The sequence below is a fragment of the Marinomonas sp. TI.3.20 genome (assembly GCF_038155025.1).
In the GTDB taxonomy this organism is placed as follows: domain Bacteria; phylum Pseudomonadota; class Gammaproteobacteria; order Pseudomonadales; family Marinomonadaceae; genus Marinomonas; species Marinomonas flavescens.
In genome coordinates, this window is record NZ_JBAKAS010000001.1 from 272647 (window position 1) to 294582 (window position 21936).

18 protein-coding genes are annotated in these 21936 nt (G+C 43.2%); 10 read left to right on the top strand and 8 right to left on the bottom strand.

What is annotated here, in order from left to right; genetic code table 11:
• The first annotated feature begins 2 nt into the window (after positions 1 to 2).
• From V6259_RS01235 to V6259_RS01255, 5 genes are all read left to right on the top strand, one after another.
• A complete protein-coding gene (locus V6259_RS01235) occupies positions 3 to 512 on the top strand; it encodes an iron transporter (protein ID WP_341583012.1) in 510 nt (169 codons plus the stop codon).
• Positions 509 to 1030, top strand: coding sequence for an iron transporter (locus tag V6259_RS01240; RefSeq protein WP_341583013.1), 522 nt, complete (start codon positions 509 to 511; stop codon positions 1028 to 1030). The genes V6259_RS01235 and V6259_RS01240 overlap by 4 nt, the downstream gene beginning before the upstream one ends.
• The gene (locus V6259_RS01245; protein ID WP_341583014.1) at positions 1017 to 2420 is read left to right on the top strand and encodes an alkaline phosphatase family protein; all 1404 of its coding nucleotides are present in this window, start codon (positions 1017 to 1019) and stop codon (positions 2418 to 2420) included. The genes V6259_RS01240 and V6259_RS01245 overlap by 14 nt, the downstream gene beginning before the upstream one ends.
• Positions 2421 to 2606: 186 nt before the next feature.
• Entirely contained in the window at positions 2607 to 3170 is a 564-nt protein-coding gene (locus V6259_RS01250; RefSeq protein WP_133010753.1) for a DJ-1/PfpI family protein, read from the top strand.
• A 154-nt stretch (positions 3171 to 3324) separates the two neighbouring features.
• Entirely contained in the window at positions 3325 to 3687 is a 363-nt protein-coding gene (locus V6259_RS01255; protein WP_133010754.1) for a ribbon-helix-helix domain-containing protein, read from the top strand.
• 33 nt (positions 3688 to 3720) lie between these two features.
• Here the strand turns inward: V6259_RS01255 and V6259_RS01260 are convergent, their stop codons facing one another.
• Entirely contained in the window at positions 3721 to 4578 is an 858-nt protein-coding gene (locus V6259_RS01260; protein WP_341583015.1) for a PA4780 family RIO1-like protein kinase, read from the bottom strand.
• Between the two features lie 411 nt (positions 4579 to 4989).
• On the opposite strand from V6259_RS01260, the gene V6259_RS01265 reads away from it, so the two are divergent.
• Positions 4990 to 6135: a methionine aminotransferase gene (locus V6259_RS01265; RefSeq protein ID WP_341583016.1), complete on the top strand. Its 1146-nt coding sequence runs from the start codon at positions 4990 to 4992 to the stop codon at positions 6133 to 6135.
• Between the two features lie 99 nt (positions 6136 to 6234).
• Here V6259_RS01265 and V6259_RS01270 read toward each other — a convergent pair whose 3' ends face one another.
• Entirely contained in the window at positions 6235 to 7512 is a 1278-nt protein-coding gene (locus V6259_RS01270) for a DEAD/DEAH box helicase (RefSeq protein ID WP_341583017.1), read from the bottom strand.
• 441 nt (positions 7513 to 7953) lie between these two features.
• Between V6259_RS01270 and V6259_RS01275 the strand changes: the two genes are divergently transcribed.
• The gene (locus V6259_RS01275) at positions 7954 to 9171 is read left to right on the top strand and encodes an MFS transporter (RefSeq protein WP_133010759.1); all 1218 of its coding nucleotides are present in this window, start codon (positions 7954 to 7956) and stop codon (positions 9169 to 9171) included.
• A gap of 36 nt (positions 9172 to 9207) precedes the next feature.
• On the opposite strand, the gene V6259_RS01280 is transcribed toward V6259_RS01275, so the two are convergent.
• Positions 9208 to 10053 (bottom strand): LysR family transcriptional regulator, encoded by an 846-nt coding sequence (locus V6259_RS01280; protein ID WP_341583018.1) that lies wholly within the window; start codon positions 10051 to 10053, stop codon positions 9208 to 9210.
• Between the two features lie 150 nt (positions 10054 to 10203).
• On the opposite strand from V6259_RS01280, the gene V6259_RS01285 reads away from it, so the two are divergent.
• The gene (locus V6259_RS01285; RefSeq protein ID WP_133010761.1) at positions 10204 to 10968 is read left to right on the top strand and encodes an HPP family protein; all 765 of its coding nucleotides are present in this window, start codon (positions 10204 to 10206) and stop codon (positions 10966 to 10968) included.
• 434 nt (positions 10969 to 11402) lie between these two features.
• Here the strand turns inward: V6259_RS01285 and V6259_RS01290 are convergent, their stop codons facing one another.
• Both V6259_RS01290 and V6259_RS01295 read right to left on the bottom strand, forming a co-directional pair.
• A complete protein-coding gene (locus tag V6259_RS01290) occupies positions 11403 to 13829 on the bottom strand; it encodes a glycoside hydrolase family 3 C-terminal domain-containing protein (RefSeq protein ID WP_341583019.1) in 2427 nt (808 codons plus the stop codon).
• 22 nt (positions 13830 to 13851) lie between these two features.
• On the bottom strand, positions 13852 to 14496 hold the full coding sequence (locus tag V6259_RS01295) for a TetR/AcrR family transcriptional regulator (RefSeq protein ID WP_133010763.1): 645 nt from the start codon (positions 14494 to 14496) through the stop codon (positions 13852 to 13854).
• Between the two features lie 216 nt (positions 14497 to 14712).
• On the opposite strand from V6259_RS01295, the gene V6259_RS01300 reads away from it, so the two are divergent.
• Positions 14713 to 15789: an alkene reductase gene (locus V6259_RS01300; RefSeq protein WP_341583020.1), complete on the top strand. Its 1077-nt coding sequence runs from the start codon at positions 14713 to 14715 to the stop codon at positions 15787 to 15789.
• Positions 15790 to 15906: 117 nt separating this feature from the next.
• Here V6259_RS01300 and V6259_RS01305 read toward each other — a convergent pair whose 3' ends face one another.
• Together V6259_RS01305 and V6259_RS01310 are read right to left on the bottom strand one after the other, a co-directional pair.
• Positions 15907 to 16314, bottom strand: a complete 408-nt coding sequence (locus V6259_RS01305; RefSeq protein ID WP_341583021.1) for a GFA family protein — start codon at positions 16312 to 16314, stop codon at positions 15907 to 15909.
• 61 nt (positions 16315 to 16375) lie between these two features.
• Complete coding sequence (locus tag V6259_RS01310) at positions 16376 to 18025, bottom strand: methyl-accepting chemotaxis protein (RefSeq protein WP_341583022.1); 1650 nt, start codon at positions 18023 to 18025, stop codon at positions 16376 to 16378.
• 388 nt (positions 18026 to 18413) lie between these two features.
• Here V6259_RS01310 and V6259_RS01315 point away from each other — a divergent pair, with 388 nt between their 5' ends.
• Positions 18414 to 19703: a dicarboxylate/amino acid:cation symporter gene (locus V6259_RS01315; RefSeq protein WP_341583023.1), complete on the top strand. Its 1290-nt coding sequence runs from the start codon at positions 18414 to 18416 to the stop codon at positions 19701 to 19703.
• 103 nt (positions 19704 to 19806) lie between these two features.
• Here V6259_RS01315 and V6259_RS01320 read toward each other — a convergent pair whose 3' ends face one another.
• Positions 19807 to 21807 carry an oleate hydratase gene (locus tag V6259_RS01320; protein WP_341583024.1) on the bottom strand — a complete coding sequence of 667 codons (2001 nt, stop codon included), beginning with the start codon at positions 21805 to 21807 and terminating at the stop codon, positions 19807 to 19809.
• Positions 21808 to 21936: the final 129 nt, after the last annotated feature.

The following is a 21936-nucleotide window of genomic DNA, read 5'->3' on the forward strand; positions in this document are numbered from 1 at the left end:
TTATGCGTTCTATTGTATTTTTCTTAGCCCTGAGTTTTATAACGATGAGCCATCAGGTTCAGGCGCAAGAGCGTGAAGGGAATACGCTGTTGGGGTCAATCGATAAAGATGGTATGAATCTTTCCAGTGGTATACGCCTGGAAGGTGAAAATTTGGTGTTGTGGAGTCGTCCAAAAGCCAATGCCTATAATCCTAATGGTTATGTGACGAATGATTTCATTTCGTTTTGTAAAGTGTCTTATACGTTACAAAAATTAGATGATCACTGGCAGAAAACTATAATTTCACCAATGCGTTTAACTCAAACGGGACCTGAATATGGCCAAGTGATGATGCTAGATGGCGCAGGGCAATATCGGTGGCGTATTCAGTACCAACCTCCCATAGAAAATGGTTTTTTCCGACACATAGATAAAGCCACGGGTGTTGCTCCTTGGTGGAAGCCGTTTGTACTGACTTATACTTTTACCTTGGATGCGAAGGGTCAGATTCATAAAGGGGTTTCGTCATGATGCGTTCAGCTATGTATCTTTTGTTGGTTTTGCTTAGCGCAAAGGTGTGGGCATTGGATGTGGTGTTTGGTCCTGATGTAGGTATCAATGGTATGAAAGTAGGGGCAAGTTATATTCAAGGTATCATGATGTCGCCAAAAATGGCGGGAGCACAAACTCACGCAGACATTCATTTGGAAACGGATGTACATGCTCTGTCGGGAAATCCTCAAGGTTTCCCCGCTACGTCTTGGATGCCTGGTTTAAAAATCCATTTTGCACTCTTGAAAGCAGGCAGCGATTGGCATTATGAAGCCGATTATCTTCCAATGGTCGCTCAAGGCGGGACTCATTACGGTCGGAACATAACACTAGATGGGCCAGGGCATTATTTACTGACAAATTATTATGAGCCACCATCAAAAAACGCTTTATTTCTGATGAAAAATGTAGGCCCAGGGGTCTTTCCATGGTGGAAGCCTTTTATTCGCCATTATCAATTTGACTTCTTTGGAACAGGAAAAAATGGTGGTTATTAAATCTCTTATTGCCCTTTCGATAGCGCTTTTGTGTGTAAATGCACCCTGTGCCTCGGTACATTACGAGTTATCTAGACCGACCCTCACACCGATTAAGCACGTTGTCGTGGTGATGTTACAGGACGAAAGTTTTGACCGTTATTTTGGGCGTTATCCAATAGCAGAGAACAAGCCTGGCGAGGTGGCTTTTCATGCGCTTAACAATACGCCTCAAGTAACCGGATATAGTAAGGCAGTGTTGACCCACAATCCAAATTTAACCAATCCGTATCGTCTTGCACCCGCAGAGCCAACGTGCGATCTAGGCTATGGGCCATTGGCCCAAAAAGCCTCGTATAACCATGGGGAAAACAATATGTTTATCTGGTTGGACAGCAGCGGTCCAATCAATAGCATCAATGATGATGGTTGTTTTCCACAGTCTGTTATGGGGTATTACGACGGAAATACACTTCATGAGCTTTGGCATTATGCGCAGGAATATGTCATGGCAGATCATTTTTTTGCCACGGACTACTCTTCCACTGTATCGGGATTATTGAACGAAATCGCAGGGATTACTCATGGTGTCTTGCCGCGAATGTCACCGGGTGTTAATTACCACGATAACCTTCTAGGTAACAACGAGCCGCTCTATGACGATGCAAGCTCAGATCATTATAAGGTGCATCTGACAGGTAATAATATTGGCGACTTATTGAATCAAAAACAGGTTACTTGGGGAGCTTTTATCGGCGGATTTATGCCTAGTTCTCGAACCAAAGAAGGCAAAGCAATTTTGGTCGACCGCTCATTGAGCCTACAAGGTTCAATAATAAAAGATTACTTTTCTTATAATGACCCTTTCCAATATTTTAAGACAACGGCTAATCCACATCATCTGGCACCAGAGTCCGAGGCGAATATCGGGTATCAGGATCAAGCCAACCATCAATATGATTTGAGTCAAATGTGGCTCGCTTTAAAGAACAATAACTTACCGGCGGTGAGTTATGTGATCCCTAAAGCTTCGCAAAATGGCCATGTTGGAAGCTCCTCGCCTTTAGATGAACAAGCTTTTTTGACACAGCTGATTTCGCGGATAAAGCAAAGTACAGTGTGGCCAAGTACTGCGGTTATGTTGGTATGGAATAATTCTGATGGCTGGTACGATCATGTCACGCCGCCCAAAGCGACAAAGGACATGGCGGGAACAGGTTATGGTCCACGATTACCATTCCTGATTGTGTCGAAATGGGCCAAACATAATGTAGTAGACCATCAACAGCTTGATCAAAGCTCTGTATTGCGATTTATTGAAAATAACTGGAATCTTGGCTTTTTAGGAAAACAAACGCCTGACCGCTACGCGAACTCGTTGGACAACATGTTCGACTTCCACAGGGGCTAATCTTGCTATGTATTGTTGGTTTTCTTTGGTGCCTCATGCCACGAGCGAGGCGTCTTATTGTTTGATGCGCGGTATTCGTTCAGGATACTGATGCTAAGATGTTTGTAGTAATGACTTAATACCAGATTGCTTTTAGGTGTTGTTACTATCAGGTCTCTGTTCAAAAATAATAATCAGGAGCAAGTGATGACAAGTAAAAAAATTCTAATGATTACAGGCGATTTTACCGAAGATTATGAAACCATGGTGCCATTTCAAACCTTGATGGCGGTTGGTCATGTTGTTCATGCCGTTTGCCCTGATAAAGTGAGTGGTGACACCGTCAAAACCGCGATTCATGATTTTGAAGGCGATCAAACTTACACGGAAAAACCGGGCCATAATTTTGCGCTGAACGCAGATTTCGACAAAATTAATGTTGAAGACTACGACGCATTGGTTATCCCTGGTGGTCGTGCTCCTGAATATTTACGACTTAATCCTGCAGTATTAGAGATGGTTCGCCATTTCTTTACCACTAACAAACCTGTCGCAACGGTTTGTCATGGTGCGCAAATACTTTCAGCGGCAGGTGTACTTAAAGGCAAGAAATGCTCCGCTTACCCTGCTTGTCGTCCTGAAGTTGAGCAAGCTGGTGGCGAATATGCGGACATTCCCGTGGATCAAGCTGTCACGAGTGGCAATTTGGTTTCTGCACCAGCATGGCCTGCTCATCCAGCTTGGTTAGCGCAATTTATCGCCTTGCTATAGCCTCGTAAAGATAAGAAAGCAGTAGCAACGGCTTTCTTATCTTCTTTCTTATTGAGGGTGCAATTCTTGACTAGTTCATCGTCCTTTCTTGCGTTGTTGCCCTTTCTTACTTCTATCGCTACACTTTTTGCTTAATCTGCGAAGAGGTAGATCTATGTGTAAACTCTTTATTAATGCCGATGCTGACCTTTGGTCATCAACCACGCACTCCCTTCGAATGGACGGAATGGTAACAAGCGTGCGTCTAGAAAATGCCTATTGGCGATTATTAACTGAAATTGGTGCTAGAGATGGGCTAAGTGTGACCCAGTTAATAACACGGTTATATCAAGAGTCTATTAAGGCGGGGCATGACCTAACGAATTTCACATCCTTTTTACGGGTATGTGCGTTGAGGTATCAGGCGTTGCAATTGAATGGTGAGATACCTCCTCAATCAGAGATATCTATTGCTTCACTAGATTCGGATCGAATTTTACAGAATGAATCTAAATTAGCGTCTAGAGGGGTGCACTGACACCAATAAATGTATTGGTATCAGTGTATTTTCTTAGTTCTCTTCGTCGTCTGCGTTCATTCTTGCTAGGCGATCTTCTTCTTCCGCTAATGCTTCTTGTATTTCTAGCAACACAGCGTCTACATCCGCCTCTTTGGTTGGCTCATCAAACAGACCTGTTAATTCTGTGTCTGGTGTTAGTTTGCCCGACTCATAAATAGACCAAATTTCTTTCGCATATTTTGTTTCTAGAATCTCAGGAGCGAACATGCCGTAATAATCACGCATATTGTTCACATCACGCTCTAACATCCATTCCGCATGGTTATTAGCAACGGCGTCAACGGCTTGTGGTAAGTCGATAATCACTGGGCCATTGGAATCCACTAGAACGTTAAATTCTGATAAATCTCCATGCACCAAACCAGTACATAACATGCGTACGATATCCCTGATGATGACGTCAAAGTCTTCGCGTGCTTGCTCAGCAGACATGGATACGTCATTTAAGCGTGGTGCAACATCGCCATCGTCATCAGTGATGAGTTCCATAAGCAAGACACCATCAAAGCAACCATACGGTTTTGGCACGCGTACTCCAGCATTTGCTAGTTTGTACAATGCATCGACTTCGGCGTTATGCCATAGATTTTCTTGTTCTTCTCGACCAAATTTGGAGCCTTTCTCCATGGCGCGAGCGCGGCGACTGTTTTTTACTTTACGGCCTTCACGGTATTGGACAGCTTGTTTAAAACTGCGTTTGCTGGCTTCTTTATAAACTTTGGCACAGCGAATATCCGAACCACAGCGAACCACATATACGGTGGCTTCTTTACCGCTCATTAATTGTCGAAGTACTTCATCGACCAAACCGTCTTCAAGAAGCGGTTGAATTCTCTTAGGGATTTTCATGCTGCTCCTTATACAGGCATTAGATGATAGATGTCACTAACAGAAACAAAAAACAAAAATATATTCCTTATTTTGGCCAAGCTAGGCTTGGTTTACACTATGGAAAAAGTGATTTAATGCGAAGAAAATTGACCTTATTTAGCCATTACGCCATTCACTTTTGATATTCCGCTCTCATCGACGTCTCAATTTATCACTATATCGTAAATTATAGGGAAACGATTAAATTATCTCCGATAATTGATGTTTTGGCTAACATCTGCCCTTTTTCAAGAGGAATAAAAGGGAATGACGGCTGGATGCAGAATCCTCATTGATAAGTGAAAGAGAATTTATTGACCTTTTGTCTGTAAGTCTTTTAACTAGCTGGATTATTCTAGACATCTTATTCTGTTTTAAGGCCAATATCACGTGACTATCGCTTCCAAATTACCCGATGTGGGAACCACTATTTTTACTAAAATGTCAGCTTTGGCGGCCGAAAAGGGGGCTATTAATCTGTCTCAAGGGTTCCCTGACTTTAGGCCAGATGAAAGACTATTAACTAGAGCATCTGAAGCTCTGTTAAATGGCAATAATCAATATTCACCCATGACAGGGTTGCCTGCTTTACGGGGTGCGATTGCTGAATTGATTGCTCGACACTATGGGCGCGACGTGAGTCCAGTGGATGAAATAACGGTGACCAGTGGTGCTTCTGAAGCGATTTTTGATGCCATTACGGCGTTAGTTCATCAGGGGGATGAAGTCATTCTATTTGATCCTGCTTATGACTTGTATGAGTCCGCGATTATATTAGCAGGTGGGGTTTGCCGACGAGTAACACTTACAGCACCAGATTTTCGTCCTGATTGGCAAGTGTTTGCATCTCTGCTGACAGACAAAACACGCTTAGTACTGATTAATACACCGCATAACCCAACAGGTAGCTGTTGGACTACTGGCGATTTAGAGCTTCTGTGGCAAGCAATTAAAAGCCGAGATATCTATGTATTGTCTGATGAAGTCTATGAATTTATTCATTTTGGTGAAAGCGCAGTAAGTGTTCACAAACACGCTAAGTTAAGCGAACGTAGCTTAGTGGTGTCTTCGTTTGGTAAAAGTTTTCATTTAACTGGGTGGAAAGTAGGGTATGTGGTGGCGCCAACAGAGTTAATGGTAGAGCTGCGTAAAGTTCATCAGTATGTGACTTTCTGCACGGCGACACCTTTGCAACAAGCCTTGGCTGAACACTTAGAGCAAGCGCCAGAGAGCAGCGCCGAATTGGCTGCGTTTTACCAGAAAAAACGAGATGTTCTAAGAAATGCGTTGGCAGACAGTCGTTTTACTTTATTGCCTTGTGATGGCACGTATTTTCAGTTGTTAGATTACCGTGATATTAGCGATCTTGATGATGTGGCATTTTGTGAATGGTTAATAGATGAAGTGGGTGTGGCAGCGATTCCGGTGAGTGTTTTTTACCAGCAAGCACCTAAAGATCAACGTCTTATTCGTCTTTGCTTTGCGAAAGAAGAAGAGACGTTAATAGAAGCCGCGCAACGATTAAGCCGATTGTAAAAACTAACGTGTTTGTCATAACGGAATAAGATGGATATTGGTCATTATCAAGTCACGGTAAAAAGCCCCTGAGTGATAATGACCAAACTAACCGGCTATTTAGTAGCGTTTTTTCTTAGGTTTCTTATCGTTTTGAGGGCCTTTGCCTAAGGCTTTCGCTCGCAAGGTTTTTTTCGATGGCGGACGTCTTTTCTGACTGTCTTGTTTCGTTGGATCTGGCTCGAAGCCTGGGAACCATCTAGGGTTAAAGCTTTCTTCAACCAGCTTTCCTATATCGGCTAATAGGTAGTTTTCTTTTTCGGATACTAAAGAGACCGCCAGTCCTGTTGAGCCAGCTCGACCAGTTCGACCAATGCGGTGGATGTAATCTTCTGCATTGTAAGGCAGCTCATGGTTAACAACATATTGTAAGTTCTGGATATCCAAGCCTCTGGCAGCAATGTCTGTAGCGATCAATGCTCTTACTTTACCTGCTTTAAAGTCTGCGAGAACACGATCTCGTGCGCCTTGTGACTTATCACCATGAATGGCTTGAGTGGCAATGCCATCCTTCTGCATTTCTTTAGCGAGTTCATCCGCACCTTGCTTAGTACGAGTGAAGACTAGTACTTGTTTCCAGTTCTTCGAGCCGATCAAGAATGACAGCAGCGCACTTTTTTGATCGTTATCTACTTGGTAGACCACTTGCTCGACTTTACTCGCCGTTGCGTTGCGTTGATCTACTTCGATTAATTTGGGGTTTTTCAATAAGGTTTTACTGAGCGCAAGAATCTCATTACTAAAGGTGGCAGAGAAAAACAAAGTTTGGCGACCGCTAGGTACCTTGGTTAGGATTCGTTGGATATCGACAATGAAGCCCATGTCGAGCATTCGATCAGCCTCATCTAACACCAATGTTTTCAATTCATGCAGTTTTATTAGATTTTTTGTCAGCAATTCTAGTAAACGGCCAGGCGTTGCAATCAAAACATCACAGCCTTTATTTAAGGCGTTAATTTGAGTATTGATGCTGGCACCGCCATAAACAACAACAGATTGTACCGATGAATCTTTACTGTACATGGTAAAACTGTTGTATACCTGCTGTGCCAATTCACGTGTTGGTGTGAGCACCAATACACTAATTTTTTTATACTTTTGGTTATTCAGACCCGCTTCGCTGGTTTGGTCTATATCATTTTGTGCTAATAAGCGATGCAACAAAGGCAGAGCAAACGCCGCTGTTTTACCGGTCCCTGTTTGTGCGCCAGCCATGACATCTCTTTGCGCCAGTATTGCGGGAATGGCCGCGTTCTGAATAGGTGTGGGATTACTGTAACCACGTTCGGTAACCGTGTTAATCAGTGTTTTATGAAGGCCTAATGACGCAAAACTCATGAACTTGCTCGCTTAATGGTATACGGGATACGAAAGTCGCTAGTGTAGCATTTTGGATAAAAAGGCGACTTTGTTTTATGTGAATTGTGAGTTTTTTTTAACTCGTAAGACCAACAATAGAAAATAACGCTTATATGCCGCCACAATTGTAAGGATTATGTTCATTTTATTGGATGGAAGAAGCAATCTTTACGCGACGATATTATCTGAGGAAACAATTAGACTATATGTATCTATCGATTTACAAACTATCCAGCCTCGGAATATAACGTGTTTTCAGCGTAGAAAAAAATAAAGACAAATATACCGCGGCTGATAGATCCCCTTCTAATGTGCTGATCTAGCATTAATAAAACAGTGTATCTGAAAGCATTGTTGCCTCGTGTTTTGTCTTCTCTAATTCCCTCTGCCTACTCGGCTGTACCTTGTAAGGAAGTCATTATGTTCTCTTTGACCTCGACCCAGCGCAATGTGGCTTTTGCTAGTTTTGCGAGCTGGACGTTGGACGCGTTTGATTTTTTTATTCTCGTTTTTGTACTTAGTGATCTAGCCGCTAATTTTAAGACGACGATTGCCACCGTTTCCATGGCGATTATGCTAACGCTTGCCGTCAGGCCGATAGGTGCCCTGATCTTTGGGCGATTAGCTGAAAAGTATGGGCGTCGTCCGATTCTTATGACAAACATAGTGTTATTTTCTATTTTTGAGATTCTTACCGCGTGGTCGCCATCGTTAACGGCTTTTATGGCGTTTCGTGTTTTATATGGTATTGCCATGGGAGGAATTTGGGGGGTTGCATCTGCCTTGGTCATGGAAAGTATTCCTGATCGCTCTCGCGGCTTTATGTCAGGTGTTTTCCAAGCGGGCTATCCTGCCGGTTATTTGCTTGCTTCGATTGTCTTTGGTTTATGTTATGCGTGGGCCGGTTGGCGCGGTATGTTTTTGATCGGTGCTTTGCCCATTTTGCTTTTACCTTTTATTTATTTCAAAGTGCCTGAATCCCCAGTGTGGTTGGCAGCACAAGCTCGTAAAGAGAAAATGGCGATATGGCCAACTATTCGAGAAAACTGGAAAGTGTGCGTGTTTATGGTGTTGTTGATGACCTGTTTTAACTTTTTCAGCCATGGCACACAGGATTTATACCCCACTTTCTTGAAAGTTCAGCATCACTTTGACACTCATACTGTGAGTATTATTGCCATCTGTTACAACATCGCAGCCATGCTTGGCGGTGTGGTCTTCGGTACCTTGTCAGAAAAAATAGGTCGTAAGAAAGCGATCATGATGGCTGCTTTCTTAGCGTTGCCTATCATCCCATTATGGGCGTTTGCCAGTGGCTCGATTGCGATCGGTATTGGTGCTTTTCTCATGCAATTCATGGTGCAAGGAGCGTGGGGTGTCGTGCCTACGTATTTGAATGAATTAGTTCCTGCTAATGCACGCGCTATTTTGCCAAGCTTTGTTTATCAAACAGGTAACTTATTGGCCTCAGTGAATGCGGAAGTACAGACTAATATAGCATCTGCTCATGGTGGTAATTACGGTTTGGCAATGGCAATAGTCGCCGGAACTGTCGCAGTATTGATCTGTGTATTAGTGTACTTTGGTAGAGAAACTAGAGGCATGAAAATGTCTGTTGAGCCCGAGGCGGTAAGTTAACGCCGTCACCTATTTCCTTTAGGCTTACGGCGCCATTTATACCGGCCATTGGTCGGTATTTTTTAATACGTGTTTTAAACGCTGTTTGGCTTGTTCAAACTCACGGGGTAAATTCCCTCGATGAGAAACCAGATAAATAGGATAACTAAATTCAGGGGCGTCGGGCATTCGCTTTAGGCGCCCCTGTTGCAGGTATGGTTCGACCACTCGTGTACGAAAATAGCCGTTGCCGCCTTGTTTCAACATGACTTTTAGTGCCATGGGTCCGAGAGAAAATTGCATGGCGTTTTGGCGGTTAAATGGCAAACAGCGATCAAATTGCTGGGCAAACTCTTCCCCCCAGTCGATGAATATATTTGGCTTGGGCGTGTGTGAACAAGCCACATGAATGAGCTTCTCTTCCGCTACTTGCTCGATGTTTAAATCTGGATAATAGCGAGCACTGTGCACTAGTGCTGCATCCAATTGGAAGTTTCGAATAGCACGATAAAGCGTATCAGTAGTGTCGATTTGACTGTGCAGATGTAAATGCTCTAAATCGGCCAACTGAACCAGCCAATCCACCATAATAGGATTCCACAAGCTGTTGTCAGCCCCTAGTGATAATGTCGTTTTATTATCGGCTTGAGGAACTCGGTAAATTTCTTGTGCTGCACGCCATGAGGCAATAATCTCCTTGGCGTATTTCACGAAACGCTCGCCTTCTGGAGTTAACCGAGCGCCACTTCGATTACGGATAAATAGTTGGCAATTCATGCTCGATTCGAGCGAGTGAATCCTTGCGGTAACCGTCGTTTGCGTGATGTTCAGTCGCTTGGCTGCGTTAGCAAAAGTGCCTGACTGCATGATTTCTAAGAAGGTTTTGGCTAGCTCTATGTCCATACTGACTTGTTTACTTCAATTTTTTTGAATTTATGATTACTTAATATTGATTATACTGATTCTAAAATCTTCCGTATCCTATGCGCTCGTTATTTTGGTGTATTGACTACCCAATCCTCTCTTTTGTTATTTCTGTGTGAGTTTTTTCCTATGGTGATGTCGTTTTTTAAGACCCTTTGTCAGTTTATAGGGGTGGAAACCAACCGCACCTCACATTTGGAGCGTATTGTCTCTGGTGTCACAACTTGCTTAGCGATTGCTGTGGTTGCTTTGGTAACAAAGTGGAGTTTATCCACAGAAGTACATATTTTATTTTTTGCTTCGACTGCCGCTTCTGCTTTCTTGGTGTTTACGTTACCCCATGGTGCCTTATCGCAACCTTGGCCGGTATTGGCTGGGCAGGCTCTGTCTATTGCTGTTGGCGTGGGTTTTGCCAGTGTGTTGGATTCCAGCATGACGACAGCGGCTCTTGCCGTTGGAGCCACTGTGATATTGATGCATTATTTGGGTTGTCTACACCCACCCGGCGGCGCCACGGCGTTTTATTTTGTGGTTAACCTAAAGCAGATTAATGTCTCTGAGTCGGTCATTGTGTTCCTCGTCAATATTTTGATTATCTTGGCCTTAGCCATGGTCATTAATAACCTCTTTCATTGGCGTCGTTACCCACTTTTTTGGTTAAACAGAAAGTCAGCGGCGAATCCCGCTCAACAAGAGGTATCTGCGGTTGAGCATTTTAATGCGGAAGATTTACACCAGGTGTTGCAGCAACAGGATGTATTTGTTGACGTCAGCTTGGATGAACTACAACGTATTTATGATGCCGCGCACACCATTGCCCAGCAACGGCGAATTGAGAATATGTCGGCTAAGACTAAGACTAAGACCAAGCGCAAGTTTCTGAAAGCGGCCTAAACATTGGTTACTTAACCGCTCTTTTAACGATGGTTAAACAAGAGACTCCATATAAAATAATAATTAAGGTGGAGAAAAAGGTTGGGTCAATTCCCCAATAGAGACTAATATGCCGAATCATAAACAAGCTAAAAGCGACTGGTAAAAGTAACAAAAACATCCGCCCAATGCTGATGGTTAGTGCATAACCTTCTTTACAGCTTTGGCATGTTTGTGGGGTACGTAGGCTTTTTCTAAGGGATGAGAATATTAGTTTTTCTTTACAGTGTGGACACTTCATTAAATAGACCTATATTCTTTTTAAGTGTGGAAAACTAATATCCTGCTCCCGTCTTTCGACGGGTTCAAGACTGTTTTTAAATGGATAACTCTTTTCTATTTTATTTAGGAAAAGCAGTAAAATCGGCTCGCAGATTCTGCGGCTTTTCTTCGTTTTATTGTTTGTCTTTTTGCTTATTTTCAAGCTCATTCAATGCGTTAATTATCTGTACTATTTGTGCTTCTGTGTAATATTGTGGATTGAAGACTGGCAGGTTTCGCAGTGGCATATCAACGACGAGAGCTTGCGCCATCAATCTACTGGCTTCTGCAGCAGAGTCATTGGCTCCAGCGCCCATCATGGTATTAAATATAGCTAACATTGAATCAAACAGCGGTTTACCTAATGACGTGTTGGCGATTTCTCCAATGGTTGAGTTCAGATGATAAGGCGTTAGAGGTATTTCTTGTGGAATACTGTGCCCCAACAAGGCAATAAATGCTTCGTCGTGGAAGTCGCGTTTTGCTGGCTCGAAATACGTCTTTAATGCTGTATTGGCCGGTGCCAATGGAGTGTCGGTTTTAAGCGTTACGATGACAGCGTCACGGATATCTTCCACGGAAGAACCAAGAGAAATCGTGTAATCGTTACTTTCCGCTAACCAGACGGATTGTTCGCTATTCCAGTACGCGAAAGCTCTATAATCTAATTCAAGTTCAATGACTTGGCTTTCGCCCGCAGCTAGAAAAACCTTCTTGAATGCTTTAAGTTCTTTTTTTGGACGAGGTTGTGATGGTGTTGCTTGGCCAACATAACACTGTACGACTTCAGCTCCTGCGCGGTCGCCTGTGTTCGTAATAGTGACGCTCACTTTAATCAAATTATGGCGACCGAGTTGAGCGGATTGGCCCTGAAGGGTATCTCCACTGAGGCGAACATTTGAATAGTCGAACGTGGTGTAAGACAAGCCATGTCCGAATGGAAATAATACCTTTGTTTTAGTGGTATCAAAGTAACGGTATCCAACCCAAATGGATTCGCGATATTGCACCTGTTTGGTTGTTCCAGGGAAATACGGTTGACTTGGAACGTCCTCAAGCGCCAGCGGAAACGTTTCTGCTAGTTTTCCGCTTGGGTTTACCTCACCAGACAGTATTTTTGCAATGGCTGAAGCCCCTGCCTGACCACCCAAGTAAGCTTCTAAAATCGCAGGTACTTCGTCGACAAAAGGCAGCGTAATAGGGGCGCCGTTTTGTAAAACAACAACGGTTTTGCTGAGTTGGTTCTCTAAGGCGTTGATTAAATCGAGTTGTACTTGGGGCAAGTCTAAGTGTTGACGGTCGAAGCCTTCAGATTCATATTTTGGCGTTAATCCTACGAACAAAAAAACCACATCAGCTTGTTCTGCTAATGTCATCGCACGCTTTTGCTCTGCGGCATCTTCCATATCATTTATATGATAGCCCGCGGTATAACTGACATTGTCTCTACCAAAAATCTTTTTGATCTCGTCTAAAGGCTGTTCAACTGTAAAAGGATTAATTTTCGAGCTACCAGCACCTTGGTAACGGGTGTTATTCGCAAGCTCACCGATCACAGCGATTTTTTTATCGATGGAAATAGGCAGAAAATTCTCATTTTTAAGCAGAACACAGGATTCTTGGGCAATGCTAGCGGCAAGCTTATGGTGAGCATTTAAATCTACTGTGACTTTCTCTTCATTCAACGATGTCTTGGCTTTTAGAATGAGTTCTAATATACGGGCGACGGATTTATCTAATTCTTGCGTGGTCAGTTGACCATTCTCGATGGCAGCGATGATCTTCTTAGTATTCAAATCGCCAGAACCAGGCATCTCTAGGTGTTGACCGTGTTTAATGCCCTCTACTCTATTATTATTTGCACCCCAGTCCGTGACAACAATGCCTTTAAATCCCCAGTCTTTGACGAGAATATCGTCCAAAAGTATTTTATTTTCAGCTGCAAACGTACCGTTCACCTTGTTGTAAGAACACATAACTGTCCAAGGTTGGGTGGTTGTTACCGCTTTTTCAAAGGCTGGTAAGTAGATTTCGCGCAGTGTTCTTTGGTCGATGATGACGTCCACCGTCATACGACAGTGTTCGTGATTATTGACCGCATAATGTTTTAAGCTGGCGCCAACGCCTTGGCTCTGTACACCTTTGATCCAAGCAGCCGCAATATCGCCAGCGAGTAATGGGTCTTCTGAAAAGTACTCAAAGTTACGACCACCCAGTGGGTTGCGCTTAATGTTGGCGCCTGGGCCGAGCAAAACAGACACGCCTTGTGCACGACATTCCTTGCCTAACGCTACCCCCATTTTTTCTATGAGCGTTGTGTTCCAGGATGCCGCTAAACCTGGGCCTGTCGGGAAACAGGTCGCTGGTACGGCGTCATTAAGGCCGACATGATCACCTTCACCCACTTGTTTTCGTAAGCCATGAGGGCCATCCGTCATCATAATAGATGGCATATCTAGATGTTCAATACCATGCAAATGCCAGACATCTTTGCCAATACACAGCATGGCCTTTTCTTCTAATGTAAGAGTCTGAAGCATTGTTTGAATGTTTTTTGTCATTATTTTCATCCTTTATCAATGATTAATTTACCGGTTTAATTCCATCCACTAATAGCTGGATCAGGGTCGGTGTGAGTTGCGGAATCGCGTCGTCTTCGGCTTCTAAGAGAGCATCTTGACGGAGTAACATTCGACGAAAAAAAGTGGGAACGGCGTTGGACAGCGTAATAGAAAGCAGGTGCGGAGAAATATCAGATCGGATGCTGCCTTCCTTTTGGCCTAATACAATAAGGTCAGTAAGCCGATTAACATTGCCCGGCAGGATGAGAGAAAGCGAGTCCCGAAATTCTACAGGGATGCGAGAGCCGGCATAATAACCATCAAATTCAGCGATAAAGCGATCGTCGTCTTGATATTGAATGTCGGCATAGGCGTTCATTAGCACCTTAATACCGTCTCGAATACTGGGGTATTTCTGTGCCTCTATCTCATCGATAATCCGATCATAAATTGCAAGTTTACGCTTCAGAACCACGACTAGAATAGAAAATCCCAAGTCGTATTTATCTTGATAATAGCGGTAGAGCGTATTTCGGCTCATGCCTATAGCGGACGCAATGTCTTTCATTTGCGTATCTGCAAAGCCGTTCTCGATGAAAAGGCCTTCAGAAACGCGAATAATTTTGTCCCGAGTTTGCTCTGTTTGATAAACCATTCTGCTTTTCATATTAAAATGTTACACGTGTTATATTTGTGCTATAAAATTAAAGATGAGGCTCGTCTAAGTCAAGGAAATAATGTGCTACTCATTCTAAAATGTTGGAGACGTGCGTCTTTTCGTCAACAACCTAGCAATAAAAACGCAAGTGATTGAATTCTTCATAAACAGACGCACCTATGGATTATCTTTTGTATTAATACTGAAACCTTATTGGAGTGAATCATGACAACGGCTAAAAATGCGCTATTGAGTTCTGTGACATTGGGTGATTTAACCTTACCCAATAGAATTGTAATGGCGCCATTGACGCGTACTCGTGCCATTGGGCATCAGCCAAATGCATTGATGGCAGAATATTATTCACAACGCGCCAGCACGGGCTTATTAATCACTGAATGCACCATGGTATCGGCAAACACCTCGTCTTTTGGTAATGATCCGGGTATTTATTCTCAAGAGCAGATAGAAGGCTGGAAGCTAACAACCAATGCCGTTCATAAAGCCGACGGACGTGTGTTTATCCAAATTTGGCATGCTGGGCGTGCGGCGCACCCTTTATTGAATGGTGGCAAAGAAGCGGTGGCACCAAGCGCTATTGCCATCGATGATGAAACCCATACACCTGAAGGCAAAAAACCTTATACCGTGCCTCATGCTTTAACTGTGAGCGAAATTAAATCCACCGTGAATGATTTTCGACAAGCAGCGCTTAATGCAAAAGAAGCAGGATTTGATGGGGTTGAAATTCATGGTGCTAATGGTTATTTGATCGACCAATTCTTACGCGACAGTGCCAACCAACGTACCGATGAATACGGTGGCTCTTTTGAAAATCGTGCGCGTTTTTTAACCGAGGTTCTAGACGCGGTCACTGAGGTAATGGGCAGTGGGCGAGTGGGCTTACGTTTATCGCCATTAAATAGCTTCAACAGCATGAAAGACAGTGACCCTGTTGGTCTCGTTCGCTATCTTGCTGAATTATTGAATGGTTATAATCTGGCGTATTTGCATCTAATGCGAGCGGACTTTTTTGGAATTCAAAAAGCCGATGTCGTGCCTGCCGTACGTGAAGTGTATAAAGGGCATTTAATGGTAAATATGGGCTATAGCCCAGAAGAAGCAAGCCAAGTGATCGCTGATAAACAAGCGGATAGCGTTGCGTTTGGCACTGGTATTCTTGCCAATCCTGACTTTGTAGAGCGTGTAAAAGCAGGTGCTGATTTTAATGCACCAGACCAAGCAACCTTCTATACGCCAGACGGCAAAGGCTATACAGATTATCCGCTTATGAGTGCTTAATTATGAGTGCCTGATAATAGGCGTGTTGTTTTTGTATCGAACGTGATGCATGAAAAGCCAAGGCAAACTGCTTTGGCTTTTCATTCTAGCGTTGTGCTCTATGTTGAAAAGTGATGTCTAGCTTGGCATCCCTTCAAACGCAGGAACGTTTTCAAAACCTTCGTCCCAGTTAGCTTTGCTGCCGGTAAACAGATGAGCTTGTGGAGAAAGGTCTACATCTGTGTCTAAGCATCCTGCAGGTACAATGACTATGCCACGAGCTTTTGCGTCTGTTGGAACGTTAGAGCCACAAACAGAGCAAAAGGTACGGGCAAAGTTGGTATCTTCAAGCTTATAAAAACTGAGTTTGTCTTCGCCACTTAGCCACGTTAACTCAGCACCAGGTGCGAAAAGATTAGAGCAATGCGCAGTGCCAGAGCTTTTGCGGCAACGGCTACAGTGGCATAGGAAAAACTTTTTGAATTCGCCTTTAAGTTCGAATTTTACCGTACCGCATAGACAAGACCCTGTGTGTAATTGACTCATAGTGATATTCCTAATATTTTTTATTTTAAATTAGTCGTAACTGTCTCGAAGACAGTTCTGCTTACTGGTAAATTTTAAAGAAGCCCATCATACGTTTCAGCTGTTCGGCTTGAACCGTCATCTGCTCACTTGTGCTTGCTAGCTCTTCACTACCATTGGTATTTTGACGGGTAATGTTCTCTAACTGCTGCATTGCTTGATGAATTTGCTCTACTCGAGTGTTTTGCTCAATACCGACACTGGCTATCGCTTGAATCAGCTCAGAGGTCTGTAGAATTTGCGGAACCACTTCTTTTAGTAAAAGACCGGCTTGCACACTGATTTTGACACTATTCACGGTAATATCGCTAATTTCTTGAGCGGCTTGTTGGCTTTTTTCTGCGAGGTTTCTGACCTCACTGGCAACGACTGCAAAACCTCGACCATGCTCTCCTGCTCGAGCCGCTTCAATGGCAGCATTCAGTGCAAGCAGATTTGTCTGTTCTGCAATGTCTTCAATAATGCCAATCTTATCAGCAATTTTTTGCATAATAGCAACTGTCTGGTCAACCGCTTCACCGCCTTGCACCGCTTTATTACTGGCATTGAGCGCAATGTCGTTGGTCGTAGCAGCATTCTCGGAGTTTTGGTTGATACTGGTCGAGATTTTATCAATAGCGGCTGTGGTGTTTTCAAGGTTCTCTGTCATTAAGGCCGCACTACTGGAAAGATCCTGAGCGGTGACACTCACTTGAGAGCTTGCTGCTGCCATTTGATCCATAGCGCTTTGAGTTTCAACAATAATGTCTTTTAACTGATCGATCATTCCATTTGTGCTGTTCTTAATAGTGGAGAAATCGCCAATATATTCTTTTGTAATTCTAACTCGCAGGTCGCCTTCGGCTAATGCCGACATTTTTTCAGAAAGGTCTTGGACAATATCTTGGATAATATCGACCATTTTTTTCATGCTCGCTTTGAGGCTACTACCATCGTCTTTTTCATGAAGCTGAATGGCAATACCTGTATTACCTTGGGCTATCTGATTCGCAATTTCAGCGACGTCTTTAGGTTCTCCCCCCAGAGATTTCATGATGTTTTTCAAGATCATCATCCCGATACTAAACACCACAGCGATAACGGCCAAGGCAATACTGATCTGGATGATAACGGACTGCCAAATAGCCGTTACCGCATTTTTAGCGCCCGTTTTACCGATTTCTTCGTTAAAAGCGATGTGTTCATTGAGCGCTTGGGTAAGCTGCTCGGCTTCCGCTGTGGTATACAGTAGCACCTTGGTAGCTGCGGCTTGAATGCCCTTTTGGGATAAAGAAATGGCTTTCTCTCTTTTTTCGTTATAAACCTCAAAAGCCGCGATTTCATTGTCGAGTAAAGCTTGATCCTTTTCACTAGTTACTAATGATTTATAACTTTCAAATCCTTTATATACATTAGCGACTTGAACTTTCAGTTGAGCGTCTACTTTTAGCTTCTGGTCTTTGTCTTTTTCTAGCACATGCACATATGATAAGCGGCGTACTTCGCTGATTGCTTTGCTTATTTTCAACATGACTTCAATAGAAGGTACTGTTTTAACGTTGACGTGATTGGAAGAGGTATAAACGTTATTAGTTTGTAGCAAGCCCACTCCGACCAAAGCGACTAAACCAATGATAGATCCGACAATCAGAATCATAAGCTGGCGACGCACACTCATGTTTGTGAGCTTCATATTCTCTCCAATGAAAACGTAAATGGTAGTGTTGCGTTTAGTATAAATGCTTATGCAAAATATCCTAAGCCTTGATGGGCTTTGTTTGACAGATTAGGCACTTACACCACAACTATATCGAATATTTCAGCCATTGCTTAAGTGGATATTTGTTATGAGCAACTTATCATTTTTGATGATTTGGTGAGTGTGATGGCTAAATCCCAACCCTCTTTTTTTTGCATCGTCAAAAAAAGAGGTTTTGATCCACGGTAATGCCATGTATGATGCCCAACTTTTATTTTCCTCCACATCTATTTAGCACCGTGAAATTTGCCTTAGTGACGTTTGGTATTGTGAAATTTGGCATCGCTAACCAATACAACTAATAAGAATCAGAGAGAGAGTTATGAATATAACCGTTAAAGTATTGCTGGGAATGGCGCTTGGTATCGTCGTTGGGCTGATTATTAATTTAACAGGGACTAACGTTTCTGGTACATGGGTAAACAGTTATCTAACCAACGGTGTGTTTCACATTGTCGGTAGTATGTTTGTAAATGCACTGAAAATGTTGGTTGTTCCTTTAGTATTTTTCTCATTAGTGTCTGGCGTATGTGGCATTGGTGATATTAGATTGCTTGGGCGTATTGGCTCCAAAGCATTCATTTTATATCTAATCACCACAGCGATCGCGATCGCTACGGCTCTATTTATAGCATCAGGCTTAGGTATTGGCGAAGGCATGAACGCAGTTTCTAACGCCAACTTCTCTGGAAAAGAAGCGCCATCACTGTCATCCGTCATCATCAATATTGTGCCTTCAAACCCAATTAGCGCTATGGCCAAAGGCGAAATGCTGCCGGTTATTTTCTTCTCGATTGTGTTTGGTATCAGCTTATTAATGGTTGGTAAAAAAGCCGAGTCAGTTAGTAGTTTTGTTGAAGCTCTTAATGAAATCATGATGAAAATGGTCACCGTGATTATGGCTGTTGCGCCTTACGCTGTATTTTGTCTTATCGCAAAAGCCATTGCTAATCTAGGGTTGGATCTACTAGAGCAGCTGCTTGGCTATGTGTTGGTATTGATCGGCGTTCTATTGTTCCATTTGTTTGTAACGTTACAGATCGTACTGAAAGTCATGTCAGGCTTAAGCCCTTTTACCTTCATCAAGAAGATGCGTAGTACACAAGTCTTTGCGTTCAGTACTTCAAGCTCAAATGCGACTATTCCTGTGACGTTACGTACGGTAACTGAGCGTCTGGGTGTGAAAAATTCAGTGGCTTCGTTTACTGTACCCTTTGGCGCAACCATAAATATGGACGGCACTGCGATTATGCAGGGTGTTGCCACTGTATTTATTGCGAATATCTACAACGTAGATCTTGGTATGATGGGCTATTTAACGGTTATCTTAATGTCCGTTCTGGCTTCTATTGGCACCGCCGGTGTTCCTGGTGTGGGCCTTATTATGTTGTCTATGGTGTTCACACAAGTTGGCTTACCTATTGAGGGTATTGGCTTGATACTTGGCGTAGATCGCTTGTTGGACATGATCCGTACTGCGGTCAATATCTCTGGTGACGCCGTTGTTTCAGTCGTTGTTGCGAAAAGCGAAGGACAGCTCAATGAGAGTGTCTACAATGATCCAGATGCAGGCAACAATATAGATGTGCATTTAGAAAAAGCTAACGCGTAATCTATTAACAAAGATTAAATGAAAAAGCGTCGTACTGAGGTGAAGTCCTAATAGGGATCACGTCAGTCCGGCGCTTTTTTTATGCCTTAGAAGTTGATTCTATTTATTCTACGTTCGAAAAGCTGTCTCTCAGTGCCGTGATCCAACCATTGAATTTATTCATCAAGGGACTTCCTTTCCCAAATAACTCATGCATCTCAGCCTCGAAATGCGACTGCTTAGCTTCTTCTGGTTCAGGCAGTGGTGGCAGAATATGAGCAAAATACGTTTTATCAAGCAGGCGGTGTAATAGGCGTTCGCCAGTAAAAGGCTTACCGCTGTTGAGTGCTCGAGCGCCTTTAATTAGGTTTCGGATATCGTATTGTGTTGGGCTGATGTCAGGTACTTGTTTAGGAATATTCAGTAATTTATAGACACCAATGCGAGCCGTGCGGATGGAAGACTCCATGGTGAAAATAATATCGTTACGAGTTTCTACAAATTGCCCAATCAAGCCTAAATTAGTACAGCCATCAGGAACCACATGAGGCCGGTCACCCGCAGCACGGGTCATAAACTGTGATGTGATGTAAGGCATTAGAGCAAGACGGATTTTCGTATTGGCAACAACCTCATCTAGCTGACCTTCAATGCCAAGGTGATAACACAGCTCAGTGAGCATTTCTTTGCCAGTACATTGCGCCATCGTTTTGTGCACATGATTGCCTAATGTGTCCATCAATAAGCCATAAACCCAAATCACTAATGTGTCGTCAGGTTGATCTGGAAAATGAGGCTGACGATTACAAGTGACGCTGAGCAACCAATTAGAATCGGTAATGGTAATAATGCCACCCGTGACAGTTCGTCCTGAGTGCGGATCATTAACGGACAAGGCCGTAAGCTTATCCACAAGAGGCGATGGCTTACAGGTGAGTGTGGCAGATTCCCACATGGATTTTTCTACATCGCCATAAAACTTTTCTGGTTTACCAAAAACAGGCGATTTCTTCGCGAGATTCCTCCACAGCGTCCAACCACTTTTTCCTCCCGGATTATGTTGATCGCAAGTGAGTTTGGGTACGCTATCCATATCGGCATAAGCCGTTTGTTCTGTCATTGAACCTGTCAATGTGAAGACTAAATCGCCTAATCCGACATTAATGAGCTTCGCTGTTTCTGTATTTTCATGCATCACCATTGCACGAATGGCGGTGACGGTTTTCTTGTCACCAGAAAAGGTGATATCAAGGTCTTGAACGCGAGTATTAAAGTGAAAATTGACGCCTTTTTCGCGCAACATCTCCGTTAATGGTTTGATGAAGGTGTCGTATTGATTGTATTTAGGGAAAACCAACGAAGATAAATCTGCAAAACCGTCAATCGAGTCGAGTAAACGATGCAAATACAATTTGGTTTCTAACAAGCTATGACAGTTTTTAAAAGCAAACATAGTTCGAAACAGAAACCAAAAGTTGCTTTCTAAGAAGCCTTTACTGAAATACGTCTCGATACTAATGTCATCTAAATCCTCTTTACGCTTTAGCATCAGACGAATCAGCTCCCATTGCTGGGGTTTGCTTAGGCCAAAATTACTCGACTCTAGAATCTCTCCACGATTGCGTATTAAACGCGCCTTAGAATAGTTGGGGTCGTTGTCATTAATAAGGCGGTATTCATCAAGAACAGAATAGCCTTCTGGTAACTCTGCGGCGGGAACATCTTGAAACATATCCCAGAGGGAGTCGTAATTCCAATTCATTTCGCGGCCACCACGAATGATATAGCCATCTTCTGGATTACCAGAACCATCCATTGAGCCGCCTGCCACATCCATTTCTTCTAGAATAGTAATGTTTTGAGCAGGCATATGGCCATCACGAATGAGATAAAAGGCGGCGGCAAGACCACCAATACCACCGCCAATAATCCATGCATGACGGTATTTTACACCGGGTGTTGGTAAGGTTTTATGGCGAGAATAAGGCGCAATAAAATCGGCAGGCGGAAGAGAATTAAGCGAGCTATGATGCCAAAAACCACTCGTCGCATCAGGTTCATGCTCGAACCCTTCCGGCGCCGTTGTAGAAATATCAAATTTCGAAATTGGTTTATGACTCATCATCCCATCTCCTGTCTAAAACGCTGTTATCAGCAATATATGTCTTTTTTCATAGTGGCACAGGTGGAGCATTGGGCCTCTGCGTCAGATCAAGGATTGTCGATTAAGTAGTTTAAATTATCCCTTTTGATT

Bases quoted from the DNA above. Each gene is read 5' to 3' on its own strand.
- V6259_RS01235 (WP_341583012.1), top strand. From the start codon at position 3: ATGCGTTCTATTGTATTTTTCTTAGCCCTGAGTTTTATAACGATGAGC.
- V6259_RS01240 (WP_341583013.1), top strand. From the start codon at position 509: ATGATGCGTTCAGCTATGTATCTTTTGTTGGTTTTGCTTAGCGCAAAG.
- V6259_RS01245 (WP_341583014.1), top strand. From the start codon at position 1,017: ATGGTGGTTATTAAATCTCTTATTGCCCTTTCGATAGCGCTTTTGTGT.
- V6259_RS01250 (WP_133010753.1), top strand. From the start codon at position 2,607: ATGACAAGTAAAAAAATTCTAATGATTACAGGCGATTTTACCGAAGAT.
- V6259_RS01255 (WP_133010754.1), top strand. From the start codon at position 3,325: ATGTGTAAACTCTTTATTAATGCCGATGCTGACCTTTGGTCATCAACC.
- V6259_RS01260 (WP_341583015.1), bottom strand. From the start codon at position 4,578: ATGAAAATCCCTAAGAGAATTCAACCGCTTCTTGAAGACGGTTTGGTC.
- V6259_RS01270 (WP_341583017.1), bottom strand. From the start codon at position 7,512: ATGAGTTTTGCGTCATTAGGCCTTCATAAAACACTGATTAACACGGTT.
- V6259_RS01275 (WP_133010759.1), top strand. From the start codon at position 7,954: ATGTTCTCTTTGACCTCGACCCAGCGCAATGTGGCTTTTGCTAGTTTT.
- V6259_RS01280 (WP_341583018.1), bottom strand. From the start codon at position 10,053: ATGGACATAGAGCTAGCCAAAACCTTCTTAGAAATCATGCAGTCAGGC.
- V6259_RS01285 (WP_133010761.1), top strand. From the start codon at position 10,204: ATGGTGATGTCGTTTTTTAAGACCCTTTGTCAGTTTATAGGGGTGGAA.
- V6259_RS01290 (WP_341583019.1), bottom strand. From the start codon at position 13,829: ATGACAAAAAACATTCAAACAATGCTTCAGACTCTTACATTAGAAGAA.
- V6259_RS01295 (WP_133010763.1), bottom strand. From the start codon at position 14,496: ATGAAAAGCAGAATGGTTTATCAAACAGAGCAAACTCGGGACAAAATT.
- V6259_RS01300 (WP_341583020.1), top strand. From the start codon at position 14,713: ATGACAACGGCTAAAAATGCGCTATTGAGTTCTGTGACATTGGGTGAT.
- V6259_RS01305 (WP_341583021.1), bottom strand. From the start codon at position 16,314: ATGAGTCAATTACACACAGGGTCTTGTCTATGCGGTACGGTAAAATTC.
- V6259_RS01310 (WP_341583022.1), bottom strand. From the start codon at position 18,025: ATGAAGCTCACAAACATGAGTGTGCGTCGCCAGCTTATGATTCTGATT.
- V6259_RS01315 (WP_341583023.1), top strand. From the start codon at position 18,414: ATGAATATAACCGTTAAAGTATTGCTGGGAATGGCGCTTGGTATCGTC.
- V6259_RS01320 (WP_341583024.1), bottom strand. From the start codon at position 21,807: ATGATGAGTCATAAACCAATTTCGAAATTTGATATTTCTACAACGGCG.